We start from the raw sequence: 20,002 nt of genomic DNA, 5'->3' as shown, positions 1-20,002 counted from the left end.
CCGCTAATGAACCACATGTCTAGCGTTCCCGCGGACAACCGGATATCCGTAGTTATTATCGCTCAGGATGATGGCACTCGAATCACAGCCGCCATTAAATCCTGCAAGCCCTTTGCGGACGATATCGTCGTCATTGACGGAGGGAGCAAGGACAATACGATTCAGGTAGCTGAATCCTTGGGCTGTCGGGTGTTTTCCAACCCGTGGCCCGGTTATGCCAAACAGCGCATGTTTGGTGTTGAAAAAGCGGAATTTGATTGGATATTCCTGATTGATACGGACGAAGTAGTGGATGCAGAGTTGCTTGGAGACTTGTTGAAAGTAAAGGAAACGCTCCACGATCCGGCCAAAGCATATTCCGTATTCCGGATTGGAGATTTTCTCGGCAAATGGATGAACAAAGGCGAATACCTGGTTCGTTTGTACAATCGGCGTATTTATGGCATTACGAATAGTCTTGTTCATGAAATGCCGGATGTAGCCTCTTCCCAGATTGTCAATCTGGAGGGCGTGTTATGGCACTACGGCTTCCGCAGCATCAGTGATCATATGACCCGTTTTAACAAATATACAGATCTGGAAGCAGAGACGGCATTTAACAAAGGAAGATCCTTTCGGATTACCAGACTGTTGTGGCGGCCTCCTGCCCGCTTTGTGCAGAAGTATTTTGTCCAAGGCTTATACCGCAAGGGATTGGCGGGTTTTGCCGTAGCAGTATTCTGGGTGATGTATGAGTTTCTCGTCTGCTTCAAGCATTATGAGCTAACCAAGCGGCGAAAAAAGATAGAAATCGTGGATGACGGACATACCGAGCAGAAAGGAGAAACCAGCTATGTCGTACAATAACGGATTTCGTATTGCGGCAACGGGGCTTAGCTGGCCGTCCTTGCAGCCAGGAGGCCTCAACACATATTTCAAATCCATCTGTGAGCAGCTTACGTTAGAGCGCAATACGCTGGATGCTCTAATCTGTAGTGACGAGCAGCCGCAGGCGCCCGACCGTATTCGGATTCATTCGATTGGCAGCAAGCAGCAATCCATGTGGAAGCGTCGAGAGCTAATGCAAAAATATGCAGCAGAGCTGTTTGACAAGCAACCGACGGATGTACTGTATTCCCATTTTGCTCCCTATGGTGTCGGACCGGCGCTGGAGGCGAAAAAAAGAGGAATTCCGGTAGTTACCACCTTTCACGGACCGTGGACGGAGGAAATGAAGATTGAAGGACAGGGCATCAAGCATTTGCTAAAAACGACATTGGCTAAATCCATTGAAATGAAGGCCTACGGATTGGCGGATAAATTTATAGTGCTAAGCGAAACCTTTCGGGATATTTTGCATGAGCACTATAAGGTTCCACTCAGCAAAATTCATGTTATTCCTGGTGCGGCGAATGTAGAAAGGTTCCACCCGGCAGAGGATCAAGAAGCGGTGCGGAAGCGCCTGAATTTGCCGCAAAATGCGACGATTGTGCTCACCGTTCGTCGTCTTGTTAATCGAATGGGACTGCTACAGCTACTGGAAGCATGGCGACGAGTAACCGAGCGTCATCCTGATCATGTGTTGCTGATTGGAGGGAAGGGCCCCTTGATGGAGGAATTGGCTTCCAAGGTGGCGGAATACAATCTTCATAACCATGTAAGGCTGCTCGGTTATGTGTCAGATGAGGAGCTTCCACTGTACCACCAAGCATCGAATTTGTTCGTTGTACCTACACAGGCACTGGAAGGTTTCGGTCTGATCACAGTGGAGGCGATGGCCTCGGGACTGCCGGTGCTGGCGACTCCTGTGGGTGGCAATAAGGAGATTTTAAGAGGATTCCGTCCCGAGCTTTTGTTCAAGGGAACGGATAGTGAAGCCATTGCTGAAGGGTTGCTGCGTGTGCTGGATCATCGTGAACTTCTACCGAATGCAAGGGAATGCCGGGACCATGTCCTGAGCAGATATACATGGGGACATGTAGCGGAGCAGGTGGAAGAGGTGTTCCGACAGGTCCTTGATAGAAAGGCGGCGGCGAAATGATGAGAGTAGCTTATATTGACCATACGGCAAGATGGAGCGGCGGCGAAGTCGCTTTGTATAACATACTGACGAATATCGGGGAACATATCGACCCGCTCGTTATTTTGGCAGAGGAGGGCGATTTAGCAGATCGGCTTCGGCAGCGTGATATTGATGTGCGCATCGTTCCATTGGACGATTCGATTCGCAATCGGGGACGGAATGCCGTGAATCTAGGTGCGCCTGCAGCAGCTTTTCGTTTGCTGGCTTACGGTAGAAAACTTGCGCCCTTGCTGCGTGAGGAAAAGGTCGTGTGCGTTCACACGAACTCGCTCAAGTCTGCACTGTATGGTACAGTAGCCGCCAAATCGGCGAAGCTGCCCTTGATCTGGCATATCCGTGACCACATCGGTCCGCCGTATCTGAAGCCGATTGTGGCCAAAGGGATTCGGCTGATGTCCCGCTTTTTGCCCAACGGAGTGATTGCAAATTCCAAATCCACGCTGAGTGCGTTGGAGTTACCCCCGGACAAAAAGACGCTCGTCGTTTACTCTGCTTTTGCCAAAGCAATTACAGCACGTGACACGGCTGCGGATTCACGTGGTGATGACTCGTTTAACGTCGTATTGGTCGGCAGATTGGCGGAATGGAAGGGACAGCATATTTTACTGGAAGCGGCACGCTCCTTTTTACCGGATCAGCGCGTGAAATTCTGGCTGGCTGGAGATGCGTTGTTCGGAGAAGAGGAATACAAGCAACGATTAGAGTCCACGATGCGCGAATACGGGTTGGCTAACGTCAATCTGCTGGGACACGTCGATGACATTCAAGGCCTGATGCAGCGTTGTGATTTGCTGATTCATACCTCTATTACACCAGAACCATTCGGTCAGGTCATTATTGAAGGCATGGCTGCGGGTCTCCCAGTGATTGCTTCCAATGAGGGTGGACCCAAGGAAACGGTGGTACCCCATGAAACCGGGCTGCTTATTGAACCGGGTGATCCGGCTAAGCTGGAAGAAGCCATCCGCTGGATGTTGGAGCATCCACAAGAACGTCAGCAGATGGGTGAGAGAGGGATGGAACGGGTCAAAAAGCATTTTGTCATCGAGAACACAGTTAAGGATATAGTTCATTACTATAAGGGTTTGTTGGCAGGAGTCTGACCGACATTCGCGTTAAAGGATGATTCAGATGAAAATAGCGATAGCACACGATTACTTAATCCAAATGGGCGGAGCGGAAAGGGTAGTAGAGGTATTCCACGATATGTATCCGGAGGCTCCTATCTTCACAACGGTGTTCAGCGACGACCGCCTGTCGCGTAACTTGAAGGATGCGGATATTAGAGCCACTTGGCTACAAAAAGTCCCAGGGGTGAAGGACAACTTCAAAGGAGTGCTGCCGCTGTATCCCATTGCTATCCGTGATTTTGATTTTAGGGATTTCGACATTGTTTTAAGCTCCAGTAGTGCATTTATGAAAAGCATCCAGGTACCCAAACATACGTTTCACATTTGTTATTGTCACACACCGATGCGGTTTGCCTGGGATTACGATACATATATGGCCCGGCAGTCCAAATCCAACCTGCTCAAAAACATGCTCAAGCTGTACATGAACCGGTTGAAAACATGGGATGCCAAAACTTCTCGCAACGTAGACCAGTTTGTTGCCAACTCTTCGGTTGTTAAACGAAGAATTTTGCACTATTACCAAAGGGATTCGGATGTGATTTTCCCACCTATTAATACATCCCGTTTTAAACGCGCTACAAACATCGGTGACTATTACCTGATCGTATCCCGATTGGTGTCCTACAAGCGCATCGATCTCGCGATCGAAGCATTCAAACGTAACGGTCTCAAGCTGCGCATTGTGGGTGAAGGACCGGACCGTAAACGACTCGAAGGTATGGCTGCTCCGAACATTGAGTTCCTCGGCAGGCTTGAGGATGAAGAGGTTAACAAGCTGATGGCAGAATGCCGAGCGCTCGTTTTTCCTGGTGAAGAGGACTTCGGTATTACGCCTTTGGAGGCGAATGCGGCCGGACGGCCTGTCATCGCTTTTCAGGGTGGGGGAGCGCTGGATACGATTGTTCCTCATGTGAACGGCGTATTTTTCCGCAAGCATCAAGTAGAGGATGTGCTGGAGGCCGTCGAAAAGGTTGAGCAACATGCATGGAATGTGGACGATATCATTACCCATGCCCGCAAATTTGATGAAGAAAACTTCAAGGATCAATTAAAAAAGTATGTAGAACAAGCCTATGTGAACTTTCTAAAAGGAGGATGAACGGAATGAAGCTGGCTGTAATCGGTACTGGATACGTTGGGCTCGTCTCGGGTGTATGTTTTGCGCAAAAAGGTAATGAGGTGATTTGTGTCGATCTGGAGCAGCACAAAATCGACATGTTGAACCGGGCAGAATCTCCGATTTATGAACCGGGTATTGAGGAATTGATCGCGTTGAATCTGGAAGCGGGCCGGTTGGAGTTCACCTCGGATTTGGCCGATGCGGTACGCCGCTCGGATATCGTAATTTTGGCGGTAGGTACGCCTTCTCTGGCTAACGGCGAGGCGAATTTGTCGTACATTGAACAGGCGGCCGCTGATGTTGGGAAAGCCATGAACGGGTATAAGATTATTATGACCAAGAGTACTGTACCTGTCGGAACGAACGAAAAGATTAAGGACGTATTGGCTCGCCACACGAGCTTGTCTTTCGATATCGTCTCCGCGCCGGAGTTTCTGAGAGAAGGCTCAGCCATCAATGATACGCTTCATCCGGATCGCATCATTATTGGTTTGGACAATACAGGATTGCGTGAAACCATGGTCACTCTGCATCAGGTCTTCACGGATAAAATCTATGTGACGGATATCCGTAGTGCTGAAATGATCAAATACGCGTCCAATGCGTTTCTGGCAACTAAAATTTCGTTCATTAACGAAATCGCTAATATTTGCGAAAAGGTTGGCGCCGATGTAACCTGTGTGGCTGACGGTATGGGTATGGACAAACGGATTGGCTCCTCTTTCCTACAAGCAGGGATCGGGTATGGTGGCTCTTGCTTTCCAAAAGACACAAATGCGCTTATCCAAATTGCAGGTAATGTAGACTATGAATTTAAGTTGTTGAAATCGGTGGTCGAGGTGAATACCGACCAGCGCTTTATGATTGTATCCAAGCTGCGCGAATCGCTGGGTCAACTGAACGGTGTGTCCATTGGCATTTGGGGCCTCGCCTTCAAGCCCAATACAGATGACATCCGCGAAGCTCCAGCACTGGAAATCGTAGAAACGCTCATTCAGGCAGGCGCTATTGTCAAGCTGTATGATCCTATTGCGATGGATAAATTCAAGGAGCGCGTGGATCACCCGAATATTGTATGGTGCTTGTCCCCACAGCAAGCCGCTGAAGGTAGCGACGCTGTGTGCCTGTTGACCGATTGGGAAGAGTTCAAAAAAGTTGATCTCGTACAACTGGCCTCCATTCTGCACAAACCGGTTCTCATTGACGGTCGTAACGTATTCGGTGAGGAACAGATCCAAGGCTCCGGGCTGGAATACTACTCCGTGGGTCGTCCGCGGATGAGTGGGTGGAATCGGGATAAGGTAGAGGTTTAAAAGTGACAGATTAAAAAGTGACTGTGGCGGGTTGGAGGCGCTGCGCGTTCCATTCGATCTTCCGATCGCTGTTGCAGTGGGATTCTTTGGATTATATAAAACATTCCAAGGTAAGAATCCCACTGCAAAGGCGAACGCTAGCGCTTCTCCAGATTCAAATGGACCGCTCCGCTGCTTTTCCAGCATAGAGTCACAGTTTTTAAACTACCACCTTATGGGGTGGGAGTAGGAAGGGCGTATCGGAAGGAGCGGCGCGGTTGATGCCGCTCCTTCCGATCAAAGCGCCATGCGGCTGTACCGCGGCGCCGCTCCTGTGAAGCAAGGCAGGTAAACGCCAAGCGTGAGATTTTACAGGCTGACTGGACTTAATAATGTCCGGTCGTGCCTTTTGCAATAAACGGTATGATCGTCATGATGCATTTTTGAGTAGCGCAGGGATGGATTTGAATCTGGAGAAGCGGAGCGTTCGCCTGAAAGCTTTCCAAAGGAAAGCTCGCATCGGAAGCATAAGCTTTGTGGGATTCAAACCTATATACGATTTTATATAATCGAGTGAATCCCGGTCCAACAGCGATCATAAGATTAAATTCATACCGTAGCGGGTAGTCAACTCATCATCAGAACGATCATCCAACCAATATAGAGAGGAAGTGGAGAGTTATGAAGCTCGTACTTTTGTCTGGTGGTTCCGGTAAAAGATTATGGCCTTTGTCCAACGATTCCCGTTCCAAACAATTTTTGAAGGTACTGGAGAGCCCGGAGGGGATTTCGGAATCCATGGTACAGCGGGTATGGAGACAATTGGGAGACAACGGATTATCAGAATCCTCGTTTATTGCGACAGGGAGAGCACAGGTCGAAATGATCCAGAGTCAGGTCGGGCCGAATACGCGCATTATTGTTGAGCCGGAACGCAGAGACACCTTTCCTGCGATTGCGCTGACAGCGACTTATCTATATTCCATTGCAGGTGTTTCACCTGATGAAATTATAGCAATATTGCCTGTAGATCCTTATGTTGAGGATGCTTTCTTCGCTTCCGTAGCCCAGCTGGAACATACGCTTCAGGAGAGTGAAGGCAAGCTTGCTTTAATCGGGGTTGTCCCTTCCTATCCTTCAGAGAAATATGGTTACATTATTCCGAAAAACGATGCCACTCAAGGTAGCACAGGCTACCGTGAAGTGAGCCATTTTCAAGAGAAACCCGACCGGGAGCAGGCGGAGCGTCTGATTGAACGCAATGCTCTATGGAACTGCGGGGTTTTTGCATTCAAATTAAGTTATTTGCTGGATATCTTGGCATCCAAGGGGTTGCCGCTTAATTATGAAGAAATGCAAAAGCAATACGCATCTCTGGAAAAAATCAGCTTTGACTATGAAGTAGTCGAGAAGGAAAAGGACATCGTAGTTCTTCCGTATGATGGTTTTTGGAAGGATTTGGGTACCTGGAATACGCTCACAGAAGAAATGTCTAATCAACAAGTGGGCAGAGGTGTAGTAACGGAGGATTGCGTCAATACGAGCCTTATTAACGAGTTAGACATTCCTGTGGCGATCATTGGAACGAATGATCTGATCGTAGCCGCTAGCCCGGATGGCATTCTTGTGACCAATAAGGCAGAAAGTCCTCGTATTAAGGAAGTGCTCAAGGCTCATGATCAGCGTCCAATGTATGAAGAACGTCGTTGGGGACAGTATCGGGTTGTGGATTATGTCAAGTATGACGAGGGTAACGAGGTATTGACCAAACGAATCCGCGTACGGAAAGGCAAAAATATCAGCTACCAGCTTCATTTCAAACGAAGTGAAATCTGGACCATTATTAGCGGTGAAGCGGAAATTATTTTGAATGAGAAGCTGCACAAAGTGAAGGCTGGTGACGTAGTACGTATCCCTGAAGGGACGAAGCATAGCATTTTGGCAGTGACCGATGTGGATTTTATTGAGGTGCAGACTGGCTCTGAGTTGGTTGAAGAGGATATTGTCCGCTTTTGTATGGATTGGAATGAAATTTCCCGTCACCAATTTATCTCCTAATTATTTTCGTAAAAACGAAAAAAAGACGAATTCATGAAAATTCATAGCCTAAACTGTCGAAATTGGGCGAAAACCTGTAAATTCATGAACATGACCTATTAAATTTTGGTAAAAAAAAGTCGATACTTAGGGTAAGAAGGAATCCAAACTCCTTCCAACGATAAACGCAGCCCTGTCGAAAGGCAGGTACGCAAAGCTAAAGGGCCTTCCACAAGGATGGCAGCCTGGCTACCGAAAGGAAGAGCGAAAGTGAGATTCAATTTTATTCCTCTGTATCGACTGATACGTCATGTACTCCCTGTTGTTATGCTTTTTTCATTGTTGCCCGTCGGTTTTGGAGATTCTCTGTCGGTGGCGAATGCCGCTTCATTACAACCTGTTAATTCGGACGCTTCTACTCAGGCCCGTGAACTATACAATTATTTACTCAACATCTCAGGGAAAAAAATAGTCACCGGTCAGCATGATTATTTGGAAAGTCCAGATGAATTAAGTAACAAGGTCCAAAAAATCAGTCAGGCATATGTTGGTGTACACGGCTATGAGATGGGAGCTATCTCTGGTCAATCTGACGCTACGGAAGCAGCACAACGTAAAAATGTCGTCGATAGTGCTATCCGTTGGGACAGATCCGGTGGAATTGTGACGATGACTTTTCATGAAGCGCTACCAGGTAGGCCACTGACTTGGGCCAATGTACAGGCGAAAGTAAGTCAGGCAGAGTTCAACAAATACGTGACTCCAGGTACTGCGCAGTATAACCTCCTCATTGCCGATCTGGATAAGGTCGCTGTATCGTTAAAGCAGCTTCGTGATGCAGGGGTTCCGGTTTTGTGGAGACCTTACCACGAAATGAATGGTGACTGGTTCTGGTGGGGAAACAAAACTAATTTCAATCAGCTATGGAATATCATGTATGACCGTTTTACAAACACACATCAATTGAACAATCTGCTGTGGGTATGGAGTCCGAATGCGCCCAATTCGTATACTGTCCCGTATACCCCAAAATACCCGGGGGATGACAAAGTGGACATTTTGGCAGTAGACATTTACAACAATGATTTTAAGCAAAGTCATTACGAAGGTCTGCTCGGGCTGGCACGGAATAAGCCGATTGCCATTGGGGAGCACGGTGAGATGCCTAGTTCTGAGGTATTGCAGGCTCAACCTAAATGGGTATATTCCATGACTTGGGGCAAGATGCTGACTGAGAATAACACAACAAATCAAATTCAGGATTATATGAATGATTCGAAGAGTTTGACGCGGGATGATGTGAAAAATGGGCTGGCAGCAATCGAACAACCTGGGACAGACGTACCGACCTTACCGGACGAGGGGCAAAGTGAGCCTATCCCGGCTCCGACTCCGGCTCCTCCTTCCGTTCCTGATGGGGTATATGTGAACGGGCTGCAGGGCGAATATTTTAACAATATGAATTTGAGCGGAAGTCCTGCTTTGATCCGTACAGATAGCAAGCTGGACTACAACTGGCGTGCCAATGCAGCTGATCCAAAGGTGAATGCCGATCAGTTCTCGGTTCGCTGGACGGGTAAAATCAAACCGCAATATAGCGAGACATATACGTTCACAACGATATCCGATGACGGTATCCGTGTATGGGTAGACGGCAAGTTGGTTATTGACAGCTGGTTCAAACAAAGCTGGACAGAGCGTAAAGGTAGTATTACTTTGGAAGCAGGCAAAATGGTAGATTTAAAAGTGGAATACTATGATGAAAAAGGCGACGCGATGGCACGTCTAATGTGGGAAAGTCAGCATGAAGCGAAAGCGGTGATTCCCGGAAACGCTTTGTTTCTTCCTTGATTGATACTCTTTCCCGGTCAAAAAATTTGAGGAGAGAGGGTGGATCATATGATAAAAAAATGGTTATCCCATAGGTATTCAGTAGTTTTATCTGGACTACTAGCGGTCGTAGCTATAGCGATGATCGCTTGGTTTATATACACGCCTTCAAGAAGCGCAGAATTGCAGACGGATAAAGTAGCGGCTGCCAGTCCAGTATGGAAGCTGGGTCAGAGGGATGACTCTTCAGCGGAATTCAAAGGTGTGGTCGGTAGGGATAATATCGATATTTCTACAGCAGCTGCCTCTACCGAATCGTCTGCTAAAGGATCATTGTCAGCATTGTCGGAAGCAGAGAGTACAACAGTTCCGGTATTGCTCAGCAGTGGAGATATTCCTCCCGGTTTGAATGCGTCCACGAACCCTGAACTGACACTCCAGTATAAGCTGAATCAGATTCCTCCCAATGGTATGATATTCCGTGTTCGGATTTTGGATGCGGGCAAAGCAGTCCCGCAAATGGCTGTATTTTCAAATCATCAGCTGTCCGGTATTATTCAGATTGCCGGGGTTTCCGGTACTGGGAGTACTTATAATTTCAAAAACAACTACGAGCTGTATATACCCAAAGAGCAATTGCAAAGCGGTGTTAACGTACTCAAGCTAAAGACAGCGCGCTGCCTATACTGCTCCTCTGCAGAAGATAAAAATGTGTGGTGGACTTGGGATGACTTGAGCTTGGAGACGTTAGCTTCACCTGCGACCGAACCGGTACACGGTAAATATATACTGACCGGAACAAATGTGAACAATAAAGAATTTTATTATGATCAGGGTGCAGTTAAGCATTTACCATACGTTCTCAAGTGGCTGGGCATTGCTTATAGTGGCAACGTCATGAGGGTCACCTGTGCCAGTAATGTGGGCAAGGCCTGTACAGACGTGGATGATTACTATCAAACGTTAAAGCAGTATAATATGCAATCGTCTGCTTTGTATTTATATACAGGTGATATTAAGCTGCAAAAAGATGGTTCTCTACCAGAGACGGCCAAGCAAAAGTTGCGCGATTATGTAAAAAAATACGGTTCTTATCTTCAATATTATGAAGTAGATAATGAACCTGGATTATTTAATCGCTCCAAGGCGGTAAATCTGGCTGTGGCCAAGTGGTTGAATACAGAAGGCAAGCAATTGGCACCGCATCTCAAAACCGTAGCACCGGGCTGGGCCTACTGGCCAACGTACTCTACTAAGGCATGCAAAAATCAAACCGGAGGTACGCAAAAATGCGGTGACCCAGATGGATGGGAACGGGACCCGGCGCAACGTAAACAGCTGGAGGAAGTCACCGATCTGACCAATGGACACGCCTATGGTGAATCGTATAATGAAGAGGGCGGGGGTAGCTTCGTCCAAAATTTGAAAACCTTCGGCGGTTCGAGCAATGGACTGGCGAAAAAGATGCTGAATACGGAGTTCGGTACCAATGATACGCATCGAGACAATCCAGATTACGGGGCTAGTCAGCCACAAGCAGCCGCATTCGACCGGATTATGCGTTCGCAAATTGGGTTTGCCGATATGTTTATCCAGCACGCTGCTTTTTATAAAGATTATACGCTGTTTAAAACAGGCTTCGATCTGCAAAGTCATAATCCGGCCAACACAGAAATTTATCCGTTTGGGCAAGGGCAGGACACCCGCGTTAAGATCATGAGACGCTTGAGCTTAGCCTATGCCACCCATGGAAAACCTCTGACTTATACAGTGCTGAATCCAGAGGATACCAAGGATAAGATGGTGTATGTTCGTGCGGTGGATACGTCCAAGCTTAAACCGCTGGCAGGTAGCGGCGCTACTTCAGACAAATTGCTGGTGAATCTAGTGAATTTCGAAGCTACCACGCAGACAGTTCGTGTACGGGTAACGATGCCGAAAGCCGGTTTGTACACGGGTGAACGTTTTGGAGCGGGTTCTACTTACAGTCAGGCACAACGTTCCATATCAGGACTCAAGGCTTCTCCTGCCCTTGATTTTGAAGAAAAGCTGGGTCCTGGTGAAGCGGTACAATATATTTTGGAATTAAAAAGTACAGATCAAACCGCAGCTTCAGCTCCAACAGGGGTGAAGGCAGCCTCTGTTCAGGATGGGGCAGTAAAGATTAATTGGCTTCAGGCAGAAGGCGTATCTTCCTATGATGTGCTGCGTGCTGACGGGACCGACGGGGCTTATCAGGTGATTGCCTCGCAAGTAGCGGGAAGCACGTATACAGATCGGACGGTAAAAGCCGGAGGTCACTATGTCTACAAAGTTCGGGCGACCGGAGGCACTCAGGTTTCCCAGGCAGCCGAGGTCGCTTAATATCAGATCGGAATGTATATAGGACCTTAGATAACGAATACCTAACATCATTTCGAAATAAAACAAAAAAGAACCTATCAGGAGAAAATAGGACCTGACAGGTTCTTTTTTGTTGGAAAATCGTTCTGATTTGCCAATACTTTACGTATAATGAAGAAAAAAATAAGAAAATCCTTTTATATTCTCGTCATAAGACGACAACATTGCAGGTATGTATTCATATATAATAGTTTTGTTCATGACTATACATACATGGTTTGTGGGAAATCTCTTTCCGGTGACCAAGAATAATAAAGCGAGGTTAGTGCTGAATGAACAAGGAGACAGAATTAGGGGTGAACAACCCTCTTTTTCGAAACAACGTACAGAAAGCAGACAAAGCTGCCATCCACTTGGACATCCGGGACATTTTGCTCCAATGTGGTATCACGATACCAGAATGGCTAGAAAGCGACGCTGATGGAACCACATACCGGAAGGACAAGCGCGTGTAAATTCCAACGGCTGGTCTTACTTGAGCGAGACGTAAGGCAGTCGGCCGCGTTCTTTATTCCATCATTCGTTCCATTCGGACAAATGCAATAAAACGTTTGGCTTCTTCCTCAGACAAGGTGCGTCCGTCAATGGTCAGGTTGAAACGTCGCAGAATATCCTCGTCGGACAGTTCAAGCTGGTCCACAAATTCCCTCACATCTGAATCCAATATTGCCGCCGGATGGCTCGTACGTCCCACCAAGTAGTCAATCGTTACCCCAAAAATATCAGCGAGCTTGGTCAGGATCTCAAAATCTGGCTTGCGCCTATTTTTTTCATAGTGAGAAAGAGCTGCCCGCGTAATTCCGAGGGATTGCGCTAGCTCCTCTTGTTTTAATCCCTTATGTTCTCGTAATTCAGCGATGCGGGTGCCATAATTCATCTGTTTTTCCTCCTGAAGGCAAGGTTAAGAAAGGTAAAAAAGCAATTTTACGCTTGACAAGATACGTTTTGTATCATAAATTAGTTATGTAAGTTACATAACGTATCTTTATTTCATAGTTTTCACTTATGTCTTCGTTTATATACCCTAAGAGGCCACCGATGATTGAGCATTTTGTGCTTATTCGCTGGCTGGACCTTCTATGCGCTATTATACAACATTTTACTATAGATTAGAGGGTCATGCATCGTTCTTTTCCCCGTTATGCAGAGGATCAGTACAAGCGTTATTGCATCGAAAACAAGTCAATCAGGGAGGACTGGTCTTGTGCAGTTGAAAGAGTACATCCGTTTGATCCGTAAAAGAATGTGGTTGATTGGTAGCATCGTATTGCTGGTATGTACTGTAGTGGGCATAAAAAATGTATATTTTACCCCGCAGATTTACGAAGCTACCGCAAAGCTCATTATCAACCAGACGCCACGACCGGATCGTGCAGGTGTCGTTGATTACAGTGTAGTTCAAACGAATATAGCCTTAACGAACTCCTATAAGCAAATTATGATCTCCTCGGCGATTATGGATCAGGTGGTCGCCAGCTTCCCCGACCTTAAGGTCACTCCGTCAGCTTTGGCGTCAAAATTAAGAGTGAACACCGCAGGTGATTCACAGGTCATGGATGTAACAATCCGCGATTTATCGTATACGAAGGCTGTGAAAACCGTCAATGCGGTAGCCAAAGTATTCAAACGGCAAATCCCCTCTATCATGAAAATGGACAATGTCACCATCCTAAGCGAAGCCAGTCTGAATGATCCAGCAGTTCCCGTGAACAGTAATCCCGCTATACAGATATTTATTGCTTTTGCCACCTCTTTATTGTTGGGAATAGGCTTGGCGTTTTTGCTGGAGGTACTGGATGATACATTTAAGAATGAAGAGGATATTGAAAAAGAACTCGGTCTGCCTACCCTATCCCTGATTACGAAAATGAAAAAAGAAGATAAACGCTCCGACAGCTCCACTACAACTCCTAAACAGGTAGGTGAAGGGCAATATGCCGCGATTAATCAATAATCAGCTCGTTACATCCCTACATGCTCAGTCTTCCGTTTCGGAGGAGTACCGCATGCTTCGTACTAACATCCAGTTTTCTTCTATAGACGAGCCGATTGAGGTTATGATGGTGGCGTCCGCTCAGGCGGGTGAAGGTAGAACGGTCACGATTAGCAATTTGGCTGTAACCTATGCGCAAGAGGGGAAAAAGGTGCTGATTATGGATATGGATCTGCGTCGTTCCTCTTTGCACCATATGTTTGGTTTGCGTAATCACACGGGGCTGACACGGGTGCTTGCCAATCAACAGGCATGGCAGGATGTGGTTCAGGAAACCGGGATTGACCATCTGCATGCAATTACAGCCGGACCGAACCCGCCCAATCCGTCCGAGATGCTCAGTTCCCGCAGAATGAATGCTCTGCTGGTTGACCTAAAAGAACATTATGACGTGATCTTAATGGATACGCCGCCGTTGCTGTCCTTTCCGGATGGCTTAATTATAAGCGCTATGTGTGACGGAGTCATTCTGGTGGTGCAGGCAGGGAAAGTCAAAAAGGATATCGTCAAGAAAGCAAAAGCGAATTTGGAAAGAGTAAAGGCGCGCATTCTGGGTGTAGTACTTAATAATGTGAAGCGTTCGAATACCCGCGCCGAGCGGGGGATGGAGGAACGCAATCTGACATGAATAAAAAGGAGGAAAATGATAGTATATAAAATTCTTTTAACAATGTATAAATAATACTTATCAATAAGGAGCGAGGTGATGAGACGTGTCTTCTTCCCGCTCGAACGAGGCCGAAGTGCTGGGCGCGTCAGTGGATGTTTATTCGGTTGCTCATGGGCTTGAACGGCGGCAAGGATGGAACGTATACCCGTTCGTGAAGCGAAGCATGGATATTATATTGTCTTTCATTGGAATCATCGTGCTATGCCCGGTATTTCTGCTTGTCGTTTTGCTGATTAAGCTGGAGGACCCAAAAGGCAGTGCAATATTTTATCAAGTACGTATTGGAAAAAACGAGCGGCCGTTTCGCATGATCAAATTTCGTTCTATGGTGTCTGATGCCGAAGCCAGATTGTCTGCACTGCTGGTGGAAAATGAAATTGAGGGTGCGATGTTCAAAATGCGGGACGATCCCCGAATTACCCGTGTGGGTCGCTTTCTTCGCAGAACGAGCATCGACGAGCTGCCACAACTGTTCAATGTACTACGTGGGCAGATGAGTCTGGTAGGACCCAGACCCCCATTGCCAAGAGAAGTCCATGATTACACAGTGAGGGATAAGCTGCGTCTGACGGTTACACCGGGCTGCACTGGTCTATGGCAGATCAGCGGTCGTAATCATCTAAGCTTTAACCAGATGGTAGAACTGGATTTGGAGTACATATCCAGACGCAGTTTCCGCACAGATATGATCATTATGCTGAAAACATTTCGTGTGCTGCTAGGCTCCAAGGATGCGTATTAAAGTCTTTCATTTTCACGAAGAAGGTAGGGGATAAGTATGGATCTTCATTCCAACATATATGTAGCAGGGCATAACGGACTGGTGGGTTCCGCTATTGTCCGAGCGCTTCAGGATGCGGGTTACCGTCATATTATTACTCGCACAAGCCGTGAGCTGGATCTACGCAATAAAGAGGCAGTAGATCATTTTTTTGAAACAGAGCCTGTGGATTATGTATTTCTGGCAGCGGCCAAGGTTGGTGGGATTTTGGCGAATAACGAATATCCGGCTGATTTTATCCGTGACAATCTGCTTATACAAACGAATGTGATTGATGCGGCATACCGGGCGAATGTAGGCAAGCTGTTATTCCTCGGCTCTACTTGTATCTATCCTAAATTTGCTCCGCAGCCGTTGCGGGAAGAATATCTGCTTACAGGTGAACTGGAGCCTACTAATGAGGCCTATGCAATTGCTAAAATTGCCGGGATTAAAATGTGTCAGTCTTACAACCGTCAGTATGGAACCCGGTTTATTTCTGTGATGCCGACGAATTTATACGGTCCGGGCGACAACTTTGATCTCCAGACCTCTCATGTGCTGCCTGCGCTCATCCGCAAGTTTCATGAAGCCAAGCTGAATCAATCCCCGACTGTCGAAGTATGGGGCTCAGGTACGCCGCGGCGAGAATTTCTTCATTCTGATGATTTGGCTGAAGCCTGTCTGTTCCTGATGAACAATTATGAGGGAAATGAAATTGTAAATATCGGCGTAGGTGAGGATATCTCTATTCGTGAGCTGGCTGAACGAGTGAAGAATGTAGTCGACTATGAGGGAGAAATTACCTTTAACACCTCCGCTCCTGATGGAACGCCGCGTAAGTTGGTAGATGTATCCCGAATTTCCGAGCTGGGTTGGTCGGCGCGTATTTCACTAGAAGAGGGATTAAAGTCTGTGTATCAGGCATTTCAAGGTCTGGATCTGGTTGAACAATAAAAAAACGGTGGGGGAATGGGAATGAAAAAAGCGCTGATCACAGGGATTACCGGACAAGACGGGTCCTATCTGGCTGAGTTGCTGCTGTCCAAGGATTATGAGGTGTACGGGGTGCGCAGACGAACCAGCACACCGAACTTTGAAAATGTAGCGCATATCCAGAATGACATCCACTGGCTTTCCGGTGATATGACTGATCTGGCTTCATTGATCGAAGCCGTCCGTCAGTCCGACCCGGATGAGGTCTACAACTTGGCTGCTCAATCCTTCGTAGCGGCCTCATGGCCGCAGCCGTTGGCTACAGGTCAGATTACAGCGCTGTCTGTCACCAATATGCTGGAGGCGGTTCGAATTGCCAAACCGGAAGCGCGCTTTTATCAGGCGTCAAGCAGCGAGATGTTCGGTAAGGTGCTGGAGACACCGCAGACAGAAACGACTCCGTTTTACCCACGTAGTCCCTACGGTGTCGCCAAAGTATACGGCCATTGGATTACAGTGAACTATCGCGAAAGCTTTAATATGTTTGCTTGCTCTGGCATTTTGTTCAATCACGAATCCCCACGCCGAGGACTGGAATTTGTAACGCGTAAGGTGTCGGATGCGGTAGCTCGCATCAAGTTGGGGTTGCAGCAGGAGCTGCGCATGGGAAATTTGGATTCACTGCGAGACTGGGGTTTTGCAGGGGATTATGTAAAGGCGATGTGGCTGATGCTTCAGCAGGATCAACCGGATGATTACGTCATTTCCACGGGAGAAATGCATTCTGTGCGTGAACTGCTGCAAATTGCCTTTTCCCATGTAGGCCTAAATTATGAGGATTACGTCGTGATCGATCCTCAATTTGTCCGTCCGGCAGAGGTAGATCTATTGCTCGGCGATTGTGCCAAGGCGAAAGAAAAGCTGGGCTGGCGATTGGAAGTAGGCTTCGAGCAGCTCATTCATATGATGGTGGATACAGACTTGGAGCGGGTAAAAAGGCAGGCTGCAGTTGAAGCTTCTGTCGTCGTGTAAGAGATGGAGAGGCCATCCGCCTGGGCGGGGGTCTCTTCGCTGTACGCAAGGTCATTTTTCAAGATGGAGTAAAACCTATGACATTAGTCGAAAAACGCGCCAAACCGCGCAGAAGTTTGCTGGTGAATACATCATGGCTGTTCGGTGACAAAATGATTCGCATGGTGTTCGGCCTGGCAGTCAGCATCATCATGGCGAGAGTGTTGGGACCAGAGGAACTGGGAAAGTGGAATTATGCGGAATCCTTTTTCGGGATGTTTCTGATTTTCACGACCCTTGGCTTTGATTCTATATTAGTACGCGATCTTGTCAAAGACCCCAAGGATGAGCATGAGCTATTGGGTACGGCGGTTCTGCTGAAATTGGTAGGTACTTTGATGGCCATTGTACTGTCCTATTCTTTCATTTCACTGCTCAGACCGGAAGACAGTTCGGTGCGGTTGATCAATCTGATCTTGGCTACGGCCTCGGTATTTCAATTGTTTGATATCATCGACTACTGGTTTCGTGCGCAGATGCTGTCCAAATACACGGTCGTTGCCAAGAATACCGCCTTTGTTCTCGGCTCCACCATCAAAATCATTCTGTTGTTGTCCGGTGTTCCGATATGGGTGGTGGCGTTGTGTGCTCATGGAGAGTTTCTATTGGGGAGCCTGCTGCTGCTGTATTTCTTCCGTAAGGAAGGACGACGTGTGAAGCGATGGACGTTCCGCTTAGCCACAGCTCGGCGAATTATGAATCACAGCTGGCCGCTTATACTGTCATCTTCCGCTGTATATGTACAGGCACGGATCGATCAAGTCATTATCGGTGAACTGCTGGGGAACGCTGCGGTTGGGCAATACTCCGTTGCACTCCGACTCATCGAAGTGCTGGGCTTCATTCCGGTTGTTCTGACAACGGCCTATGCTCCAGTAGTAACCCGCTCCAAGCAGAAAGGAAGCGACGAATACAGACAGACATTGTCTACGGTGTATCGCCTGATGTTTATATGCTTTCTTGTGACCTCGGTACCTTTATTTTTTCTATCCCAATGGGTAGTGGTTGTGCTGTATGGGAAAGAATTTACCGAAGCAGGTTCGCTGTTGTCTCTGTTTGCGATTCGTCTGTTTTTCACTAACTTCAGTGTTGCTAAAAGCTTGTTTATTACCAATGAAAATTTGTTCAGATACACGCTGCTGACCTCGGTGGTGGGGGCGGTCACGAATATCGCTTTCAATTACGCGCTAATCCCGTTGCTTGGTGTCCGAGGGTCGTTAGTGGCGACGATCTTGTCCTTTACGATATCTGTATTTCTATTAGATTTGCTATTTAAGGAAGTTAAATCTAATTTGGGTTGGATGATGAAGTCCATCCTGACCTTCTGGCGTGTTCATATTACAGTACCGAAAGTTGGAGAGAACAATCATGATACCCATTAAACCGTTTGTTCGGCATGAGGAACAGTGCCCGCATTGTGGAAGTAAGGTACGTGGTGGAGAGGTGCTGTGGCAGGGAATCCATGTATGTGTCAGCACTGCGTGTGAGGGGTGCGGACGCGAATATCTCGAGGACATGAGGGTCGGTCATGCCACGTATTCACCTTATCGTGTAGAAATGCCTGACTATATTCTGACCGGTGATGCGAAGTCGAGAAAATGGCTCGGAGAGCCTTTGCGGCAATCGTTGATGAATCCTTCCTATGACTTAGCAGTCGGCATGACTGTGCATAAAATGAAAGCTTCTACACGTGTGATTATCATCAACACAATGGATTATTTGTATGGCCATGCTTTGCTCAAGCTGCTCAATGTGCAACGCGAATACGAGCAATCGCCGGACCTGGGCATCATCGTCATTGTGCAAAAGTCGCTGGAATGGATGGTGCCAGCATATGTGTCTGAAATTTGGATGGTTGATGTGCCGTTCAGCAAGGCACGAAACTTTTATCCTGTACTACATCATCGGATGATTGAGGAACTGATGCGTTTTGATGAGGTGTATGTCAGCCCGGCATATTCACATCCCAATCAGTTTGATATTGAGCAGTTTACAGGTGTCTCCCGCTATGACGAGGGGCGTGAGTCGGAGCCGCGCATTACCTTTGTATGGAGGGAAGACCGCTTGTGGAGCGGCAGCCATCATATCGCAAGAGCGGTACAGAAATTTCCGCAGCTCAAACGTGGGCTAAAACCGCTAATTTATCATCAGCGCAGTAAAATCATACGACTGTTCCGCAGGCTGAGAGAAAGCTTCCCAGATCATCGTTTTACAGTCGCTGGACTTGGGCGTACCGGGAGCTTCCCGGCATGGATTTCTGATGAGCGTGTCACACGCTTTGACCGGGAAAGTGAGCTGCGGGTCTGCGAGGTATACGCAGCCAGCCGATTAGTGATCGGCATCCACGGCTCTAATATGCTGCTGCCCTCTGCGCATGCTGGCATGACCATTGATTTGATGCCCAAGGACCGATGGGGGAATTACGCTCAGGATATTTTATTTCACGAAACCGATCATCGGCTTACGGCCTACAAATACCGCTTTGTGCCGATGGAATCGAGTGTGACTTTAGTGGCGGATATGGCAGCTGCCCAGCTCAAAGGGGCAGACCATTTTAATATGCAGATGATGGAGGAAAGGCAGCGTGAACATTCAAGTTGGAGGGGAAAGGCCGCTTCGGGACGGGTTTGATCTTCCGATCGCTGTTGACGTGGGATTCCTTTGTTTGAATAAAGCCCTACAGAGGGCGGAATCC

At 47.5% G+C, this 20,002-nt stretch carries 17 protein-coding genes and 1 riboswitch; of the genes, 16 read left to right on the top strand and 1 reads right to left on the bottom strand.

What is annotated here, in order from left to right; genetic code table 11:
• Positions 1 to 6 precede the first annotated feature (6 nt).
• From BM358_RS05245 to BM358_RS05205, 9 genes are all read left to right on the top strand, one after another.
• Positions 7 to 846 carry a glycosyltransferase family 2 protein gene (locus BM358_RS05245; protein WP_023987421.1) on the top strand — a complete coding sequence of 280 codons (840 nt, stop codon included), beginning with the start codon at positions 7 to 9 and terminating at the stop codon, positions 844 to 846.
• Positions 833 to 2,020, top strand: a complete 1,188-nt coding sequence (locus BM358_RS05240) for a glycosyltransferase family 4 protein (protein WP_023987422.1) — start codon at positions 833 to 835, stop codon at positions 2,018 to 2,020. The genes BM358_RS05245 and BM358_RS05240 overlap by 14 nt, the downstream gene beginning before the upstream one ends.
• Complete coding sequence (locus tag BM358_RS05235; protein ID WP_028543108.1) at positions 2,017 to 3,165, top strand: glycosyltransferase family 4 protein; 1,149 nt, start codon at positions 2,017 to 2,019, stop codon at positions 3,163 to 3,165. The genes BM358_RS05240 and BM358_RS05235 overlap by 4 nt, the downstream gene beginning before the upstream one ends.
• A 28-nt stretch (positions 3,166 to 3,193) precedes the next feature.
• Complete coding sequence (locus BM358_RS05230) at positions 3,194 to 4,294, top strand: glycosyltransferase (protein WP_023987424.1); 1,101 nt, start codon at positions 3,194 to 3,196, stop codon at positions 4,292 to 4,294.
• A 5-nt stretch (positions 4,295 to 4,299) separates the two neighbouring features.
• Positions 4,300 to 5,628 (top strand): UDP-glucose dehydrogenase family protein, encoded by a 1,329-nt coding sequence (locus tag BM358_RS05225; protein WP_028543107.1) that lies wholly within the window; start codon positions 4,300 to 4,302, stop codon positions 5,626 to 5,628.
• A gap of 660 nt (positions 5,629 to 6,288) precedes the next feature.
• A complete protein-coding gene (locus BM358_RS05220) occupies positions 6,289 to 7,665 on the top strand; it encodes a sugar phosphate nucleotidyltransferase (RefSeq protein WP_013309163.1) in 1,377 nt (458 codons plus the stop codon).
• 155 nt (positions 7,666 to 7,820) lie between these two features.
• Positions 7,821 to 7,901: riboswitch (cyclic di-GMP riboswitch) on the top strand.
• Between the two features lie 13 nt (positions 7,902 to 7,914).
• Positions 7,915 to 9,495: a glycosyl hydrolase gene (locus tag BM358_RS05215; protein ID WP_028543106.1), complete on the top strand. Its 1,581-nt coding sequence runs from the start codon at positions 7,915 to 7,917 to the stop codon at positions 9,493 to 9,495.
• Positions 9,496 to 9,543: 48 nt separating this feature from the next.
• On the top strand, positions 9,544 to 11,838 hold the full coding sequence (locus BM358_RS05210; protein ID WP_028543105.1) for a PD-(D/E)XK nuclease family protein: 2,295 nt from the start codon (positions 9,544 to 9,546) through the stop codon (positions 11,836 to 11,838).
• Positions 11,839 to 12,149: 311 nt separating this feature from the next.
• Positions 12,150 to 12,332 (top strand): hypothetical protein, encoded by a 183-nt coding sequence (locus BM358_RS05205; RefSeq protein ID WP_025720481.1) that lies wholly within the window; start codon positions 12,150 to 12,152, stop codon positions 12,330 to 12,332.
• A 53-nt stretch (positions 12,333 to 12,385) separates the two neighbouring features.
• Here the strand turns inward: BM358_RS05205 and BM358_RS05200 are convergent, their stop codons facing one another.
• The gene (locus tag BM358_RS05200; protein ID WP_023987431.1) at positions 12,386 to 12,754 is read right to left on the bottom strand and encodes a helix-turn-helix domain-containing protein; all 369 of its coding nucleotides are present in this window, start codon (positions 12,752 to 12,754) and stop codon (positions 12,386 to 12,388) included.
• 327 nt (positions 12,755 to 13,081) lie between these two features.
• Between BM358_RS05200 and BM358_RS05195 the strand changes: the two genes are divergently transcribed.
• The 7 genes from BM358_RS05195 to BM358_RS05165 all read left to right on the top strand — a co-directional run bounded on the left by BM358_RS05195 (position 13,082) and on the right by BM358_RS05165 (position 19,938).
• Positions 13,082 to 13,831 (top strand): YveK family protein, encoded by a 750-nt coding sequence (locus tag BM358_RS05195; RefSeq protein ID WP_023987432.1) that lies wholly within the window; start codon positions 13,082 to 13,084, stop codon positions 13,829 to 13,831.
• Positions 13,812 to 14,498, top strand: coding sequence for a CpsD/CapB family tyrosine-protein kinase (locus BM358_RS05190; RefSeq protein ID WP_023987433.1), 687 nt, complete (start codon positions 13,812 to 13,814; stop codon positions 14,496 to 14,498). Before BM358_RS05195 ends, BM358_RS05190 begins: the two co-directional genes overlap by 20 nt.
• Before the next feature lie 85 nt (positions 14,499 to 14,583).
• On the top strand, positions 14,584 to 15,282 hold the full coding sequence (locus BM358_RS05185; RefSeq protein WP_028543104.1) for a sugar transferase: 699 nt from the start codon (positions 14,584 to 14,586) through the stop codon (positions 15,280 to 15,282).
• A 36-nt stretch (positions 15,283 to 15,318) separates the two neighbouring features.
• The gene (locus BM358_RS05180) at positions 15,319 to 16,257 is read left to right on the top strand and encodes a GDP-L-fucose synthase (protein WP_023987435.1); all 939 of its coding nucleotides are present in this window, start codon (positions 15,319 to 15,321) and stop codon (positions 16,255 to 16,257) included.
• Positions 16,258 to 16,278: 21 nt separating this feature from the next.
• Complete coding sequence (gmd, locus tag BM358_RS05175; protein WP_023987436.1) at positions 16,279 to 17,268, top strand: GDP-mannose 4,6-dehydratase; 990 nt, start codon at positions 16,279 to 16,281, stop codon at positions 17,266 to 17,268.
• Between the two features lie 77 nt (positions 17,269 to 17,345).
• A complete protein-coding gene (locus BM358_RS05170) occupies positions 17,346 to 18,689 on the top strand; it encodes a flippase (protein WP_028543103.1) in 1,344 nt (447 codons plus the stop codon).
• The gene (locus BM358_RS05165) at positions 18,676 to 19,938 is read left to right on the top strand and encodes a hypothetical protein (RefSeq protein ID WP_028543102.1); all 1,263 of its coding nucleotides are present in this window, start codon (positions 18,676 to 18,678) and stop codon (positions 19,936 to 19,938) included. The genes BM358_RS05170 and BM358_RS05165 overlap by 14 nt, the downstream gene beginning before the upstream one ends.
• The last annotated feature ends 64 nt before the right edge of the window (positions 19,939 to 20,002 follow it).

Origin of the sequence: Paenibacillus sp. cl130 (genome assembly GCF_900116035.1) — a bacterium.
Taxonomy (GTDB): domain Bacteria; phylum Bacillota; class Bacilli; order Paenibacillales; family Paenibacillaceae; genus Paenibacillus; species Paenibacillus polymyxa_B.
The sequence above is the reverse complement of the archived record's forward strand: the minus strand, read 5'-3'. Positions and strand labels throughout refer to the sequence as shown.

Bases quoted from the DNA above. Each gene is read 5' to 3' on its own strand.
- BM358_RS05245 (WP_023987421.1), top strand. From the start codon at position 7: ATGAACCACATGTCTAGCGTTCCCGCGGACAACCGGATATCCGTAGTT.
- BM358_RS05240 (WP_023987422.1), top strand. From the start codon at position 833: ATGTCGTACAATAACGGATTTCGTATTGCGGCAACGGGGCTTAGCTGG.
- BM358_RS05235 (WP_028543108.1), top strand. From the start codon at position 2,017: ATGATGAGAGTAGCTTATATTGACCATACGGCAAGATGGAGCGGCGGC.
- BM358_RS05230 (WP_023987424.1), top strand. From the start codon at position 3,194: ATGAAAATAGCGATAGCACACGATTACTTAATCCAAATGGGCGGAGCG.
- BM358_RS05225 (WP_028543107.1), top strand. From the start codon at position 4,300: ATGAAGCTGGCTGTAATCGGTACTGGATACGTTGGGCTCGTCTCGGGT.
- BM358_RS05220 (WP_013309163.1), top strand. From the start codon at position 6,289: ATGAAGCTCGTACTTTTGTCTGGTGGTTCCGGTAAAAGATTATGGCCT.
- BM358_RS05210 (WP_028543105.1), top strand. From the start codon at position 9,544: ATGATAAAAAAATGGTTATCCCATAGGTATTCAGTAGTTTTATCTGGA.
- BM358_RS05205 (WP_025720481.1), top strand. From the start codon at position 12,150: ATGAACAAGGAGACAGAATTAGGGGTGAACAACCCTCTTTTTCGAAAC.
- BM358_RS05200 (WP_023987431.1), bottom strand. From the start codon at position 12,754: ATGAATTATGGCACCCGCATCGCTGAATTACGAGAACATAAGGGATTA.
- BM358_RS05190 (WP_023987433.1), top strand. From the start codon at position 13,812: ATGCCGCGATTAATCAATAATCAGCTCGTTACATCCCTACATGCTCAG.
- BM358_RS05180 (WP_023987435.1), top strand. From the start codon at position 15,319: ATGGATCTTCATTCCAACATATATGTAGCAGGGCATAACGGACTGGTG.
- gmd (WP_023987436.1), top strand. From the start codon at position 16,279: ATGAAAAAAGCGCTGATCACAGGGATTACCGGACAAGACGGGTCCTAT.
- BM358_RS05170 (WP_028543103.1), top strand. From the start codon at position 17,346: ATGACATTAGTCGAAAAACGCGCCAAACCGCGCAGAAGTTTGCTGGTG.
- BM358_RS05165 (WP_028543102.1), top strand. From the start codon at position 18,676: ATGATACCCATTAAACCGTTTGTTCGGCATGAGGAACAGTGCCCGCAT.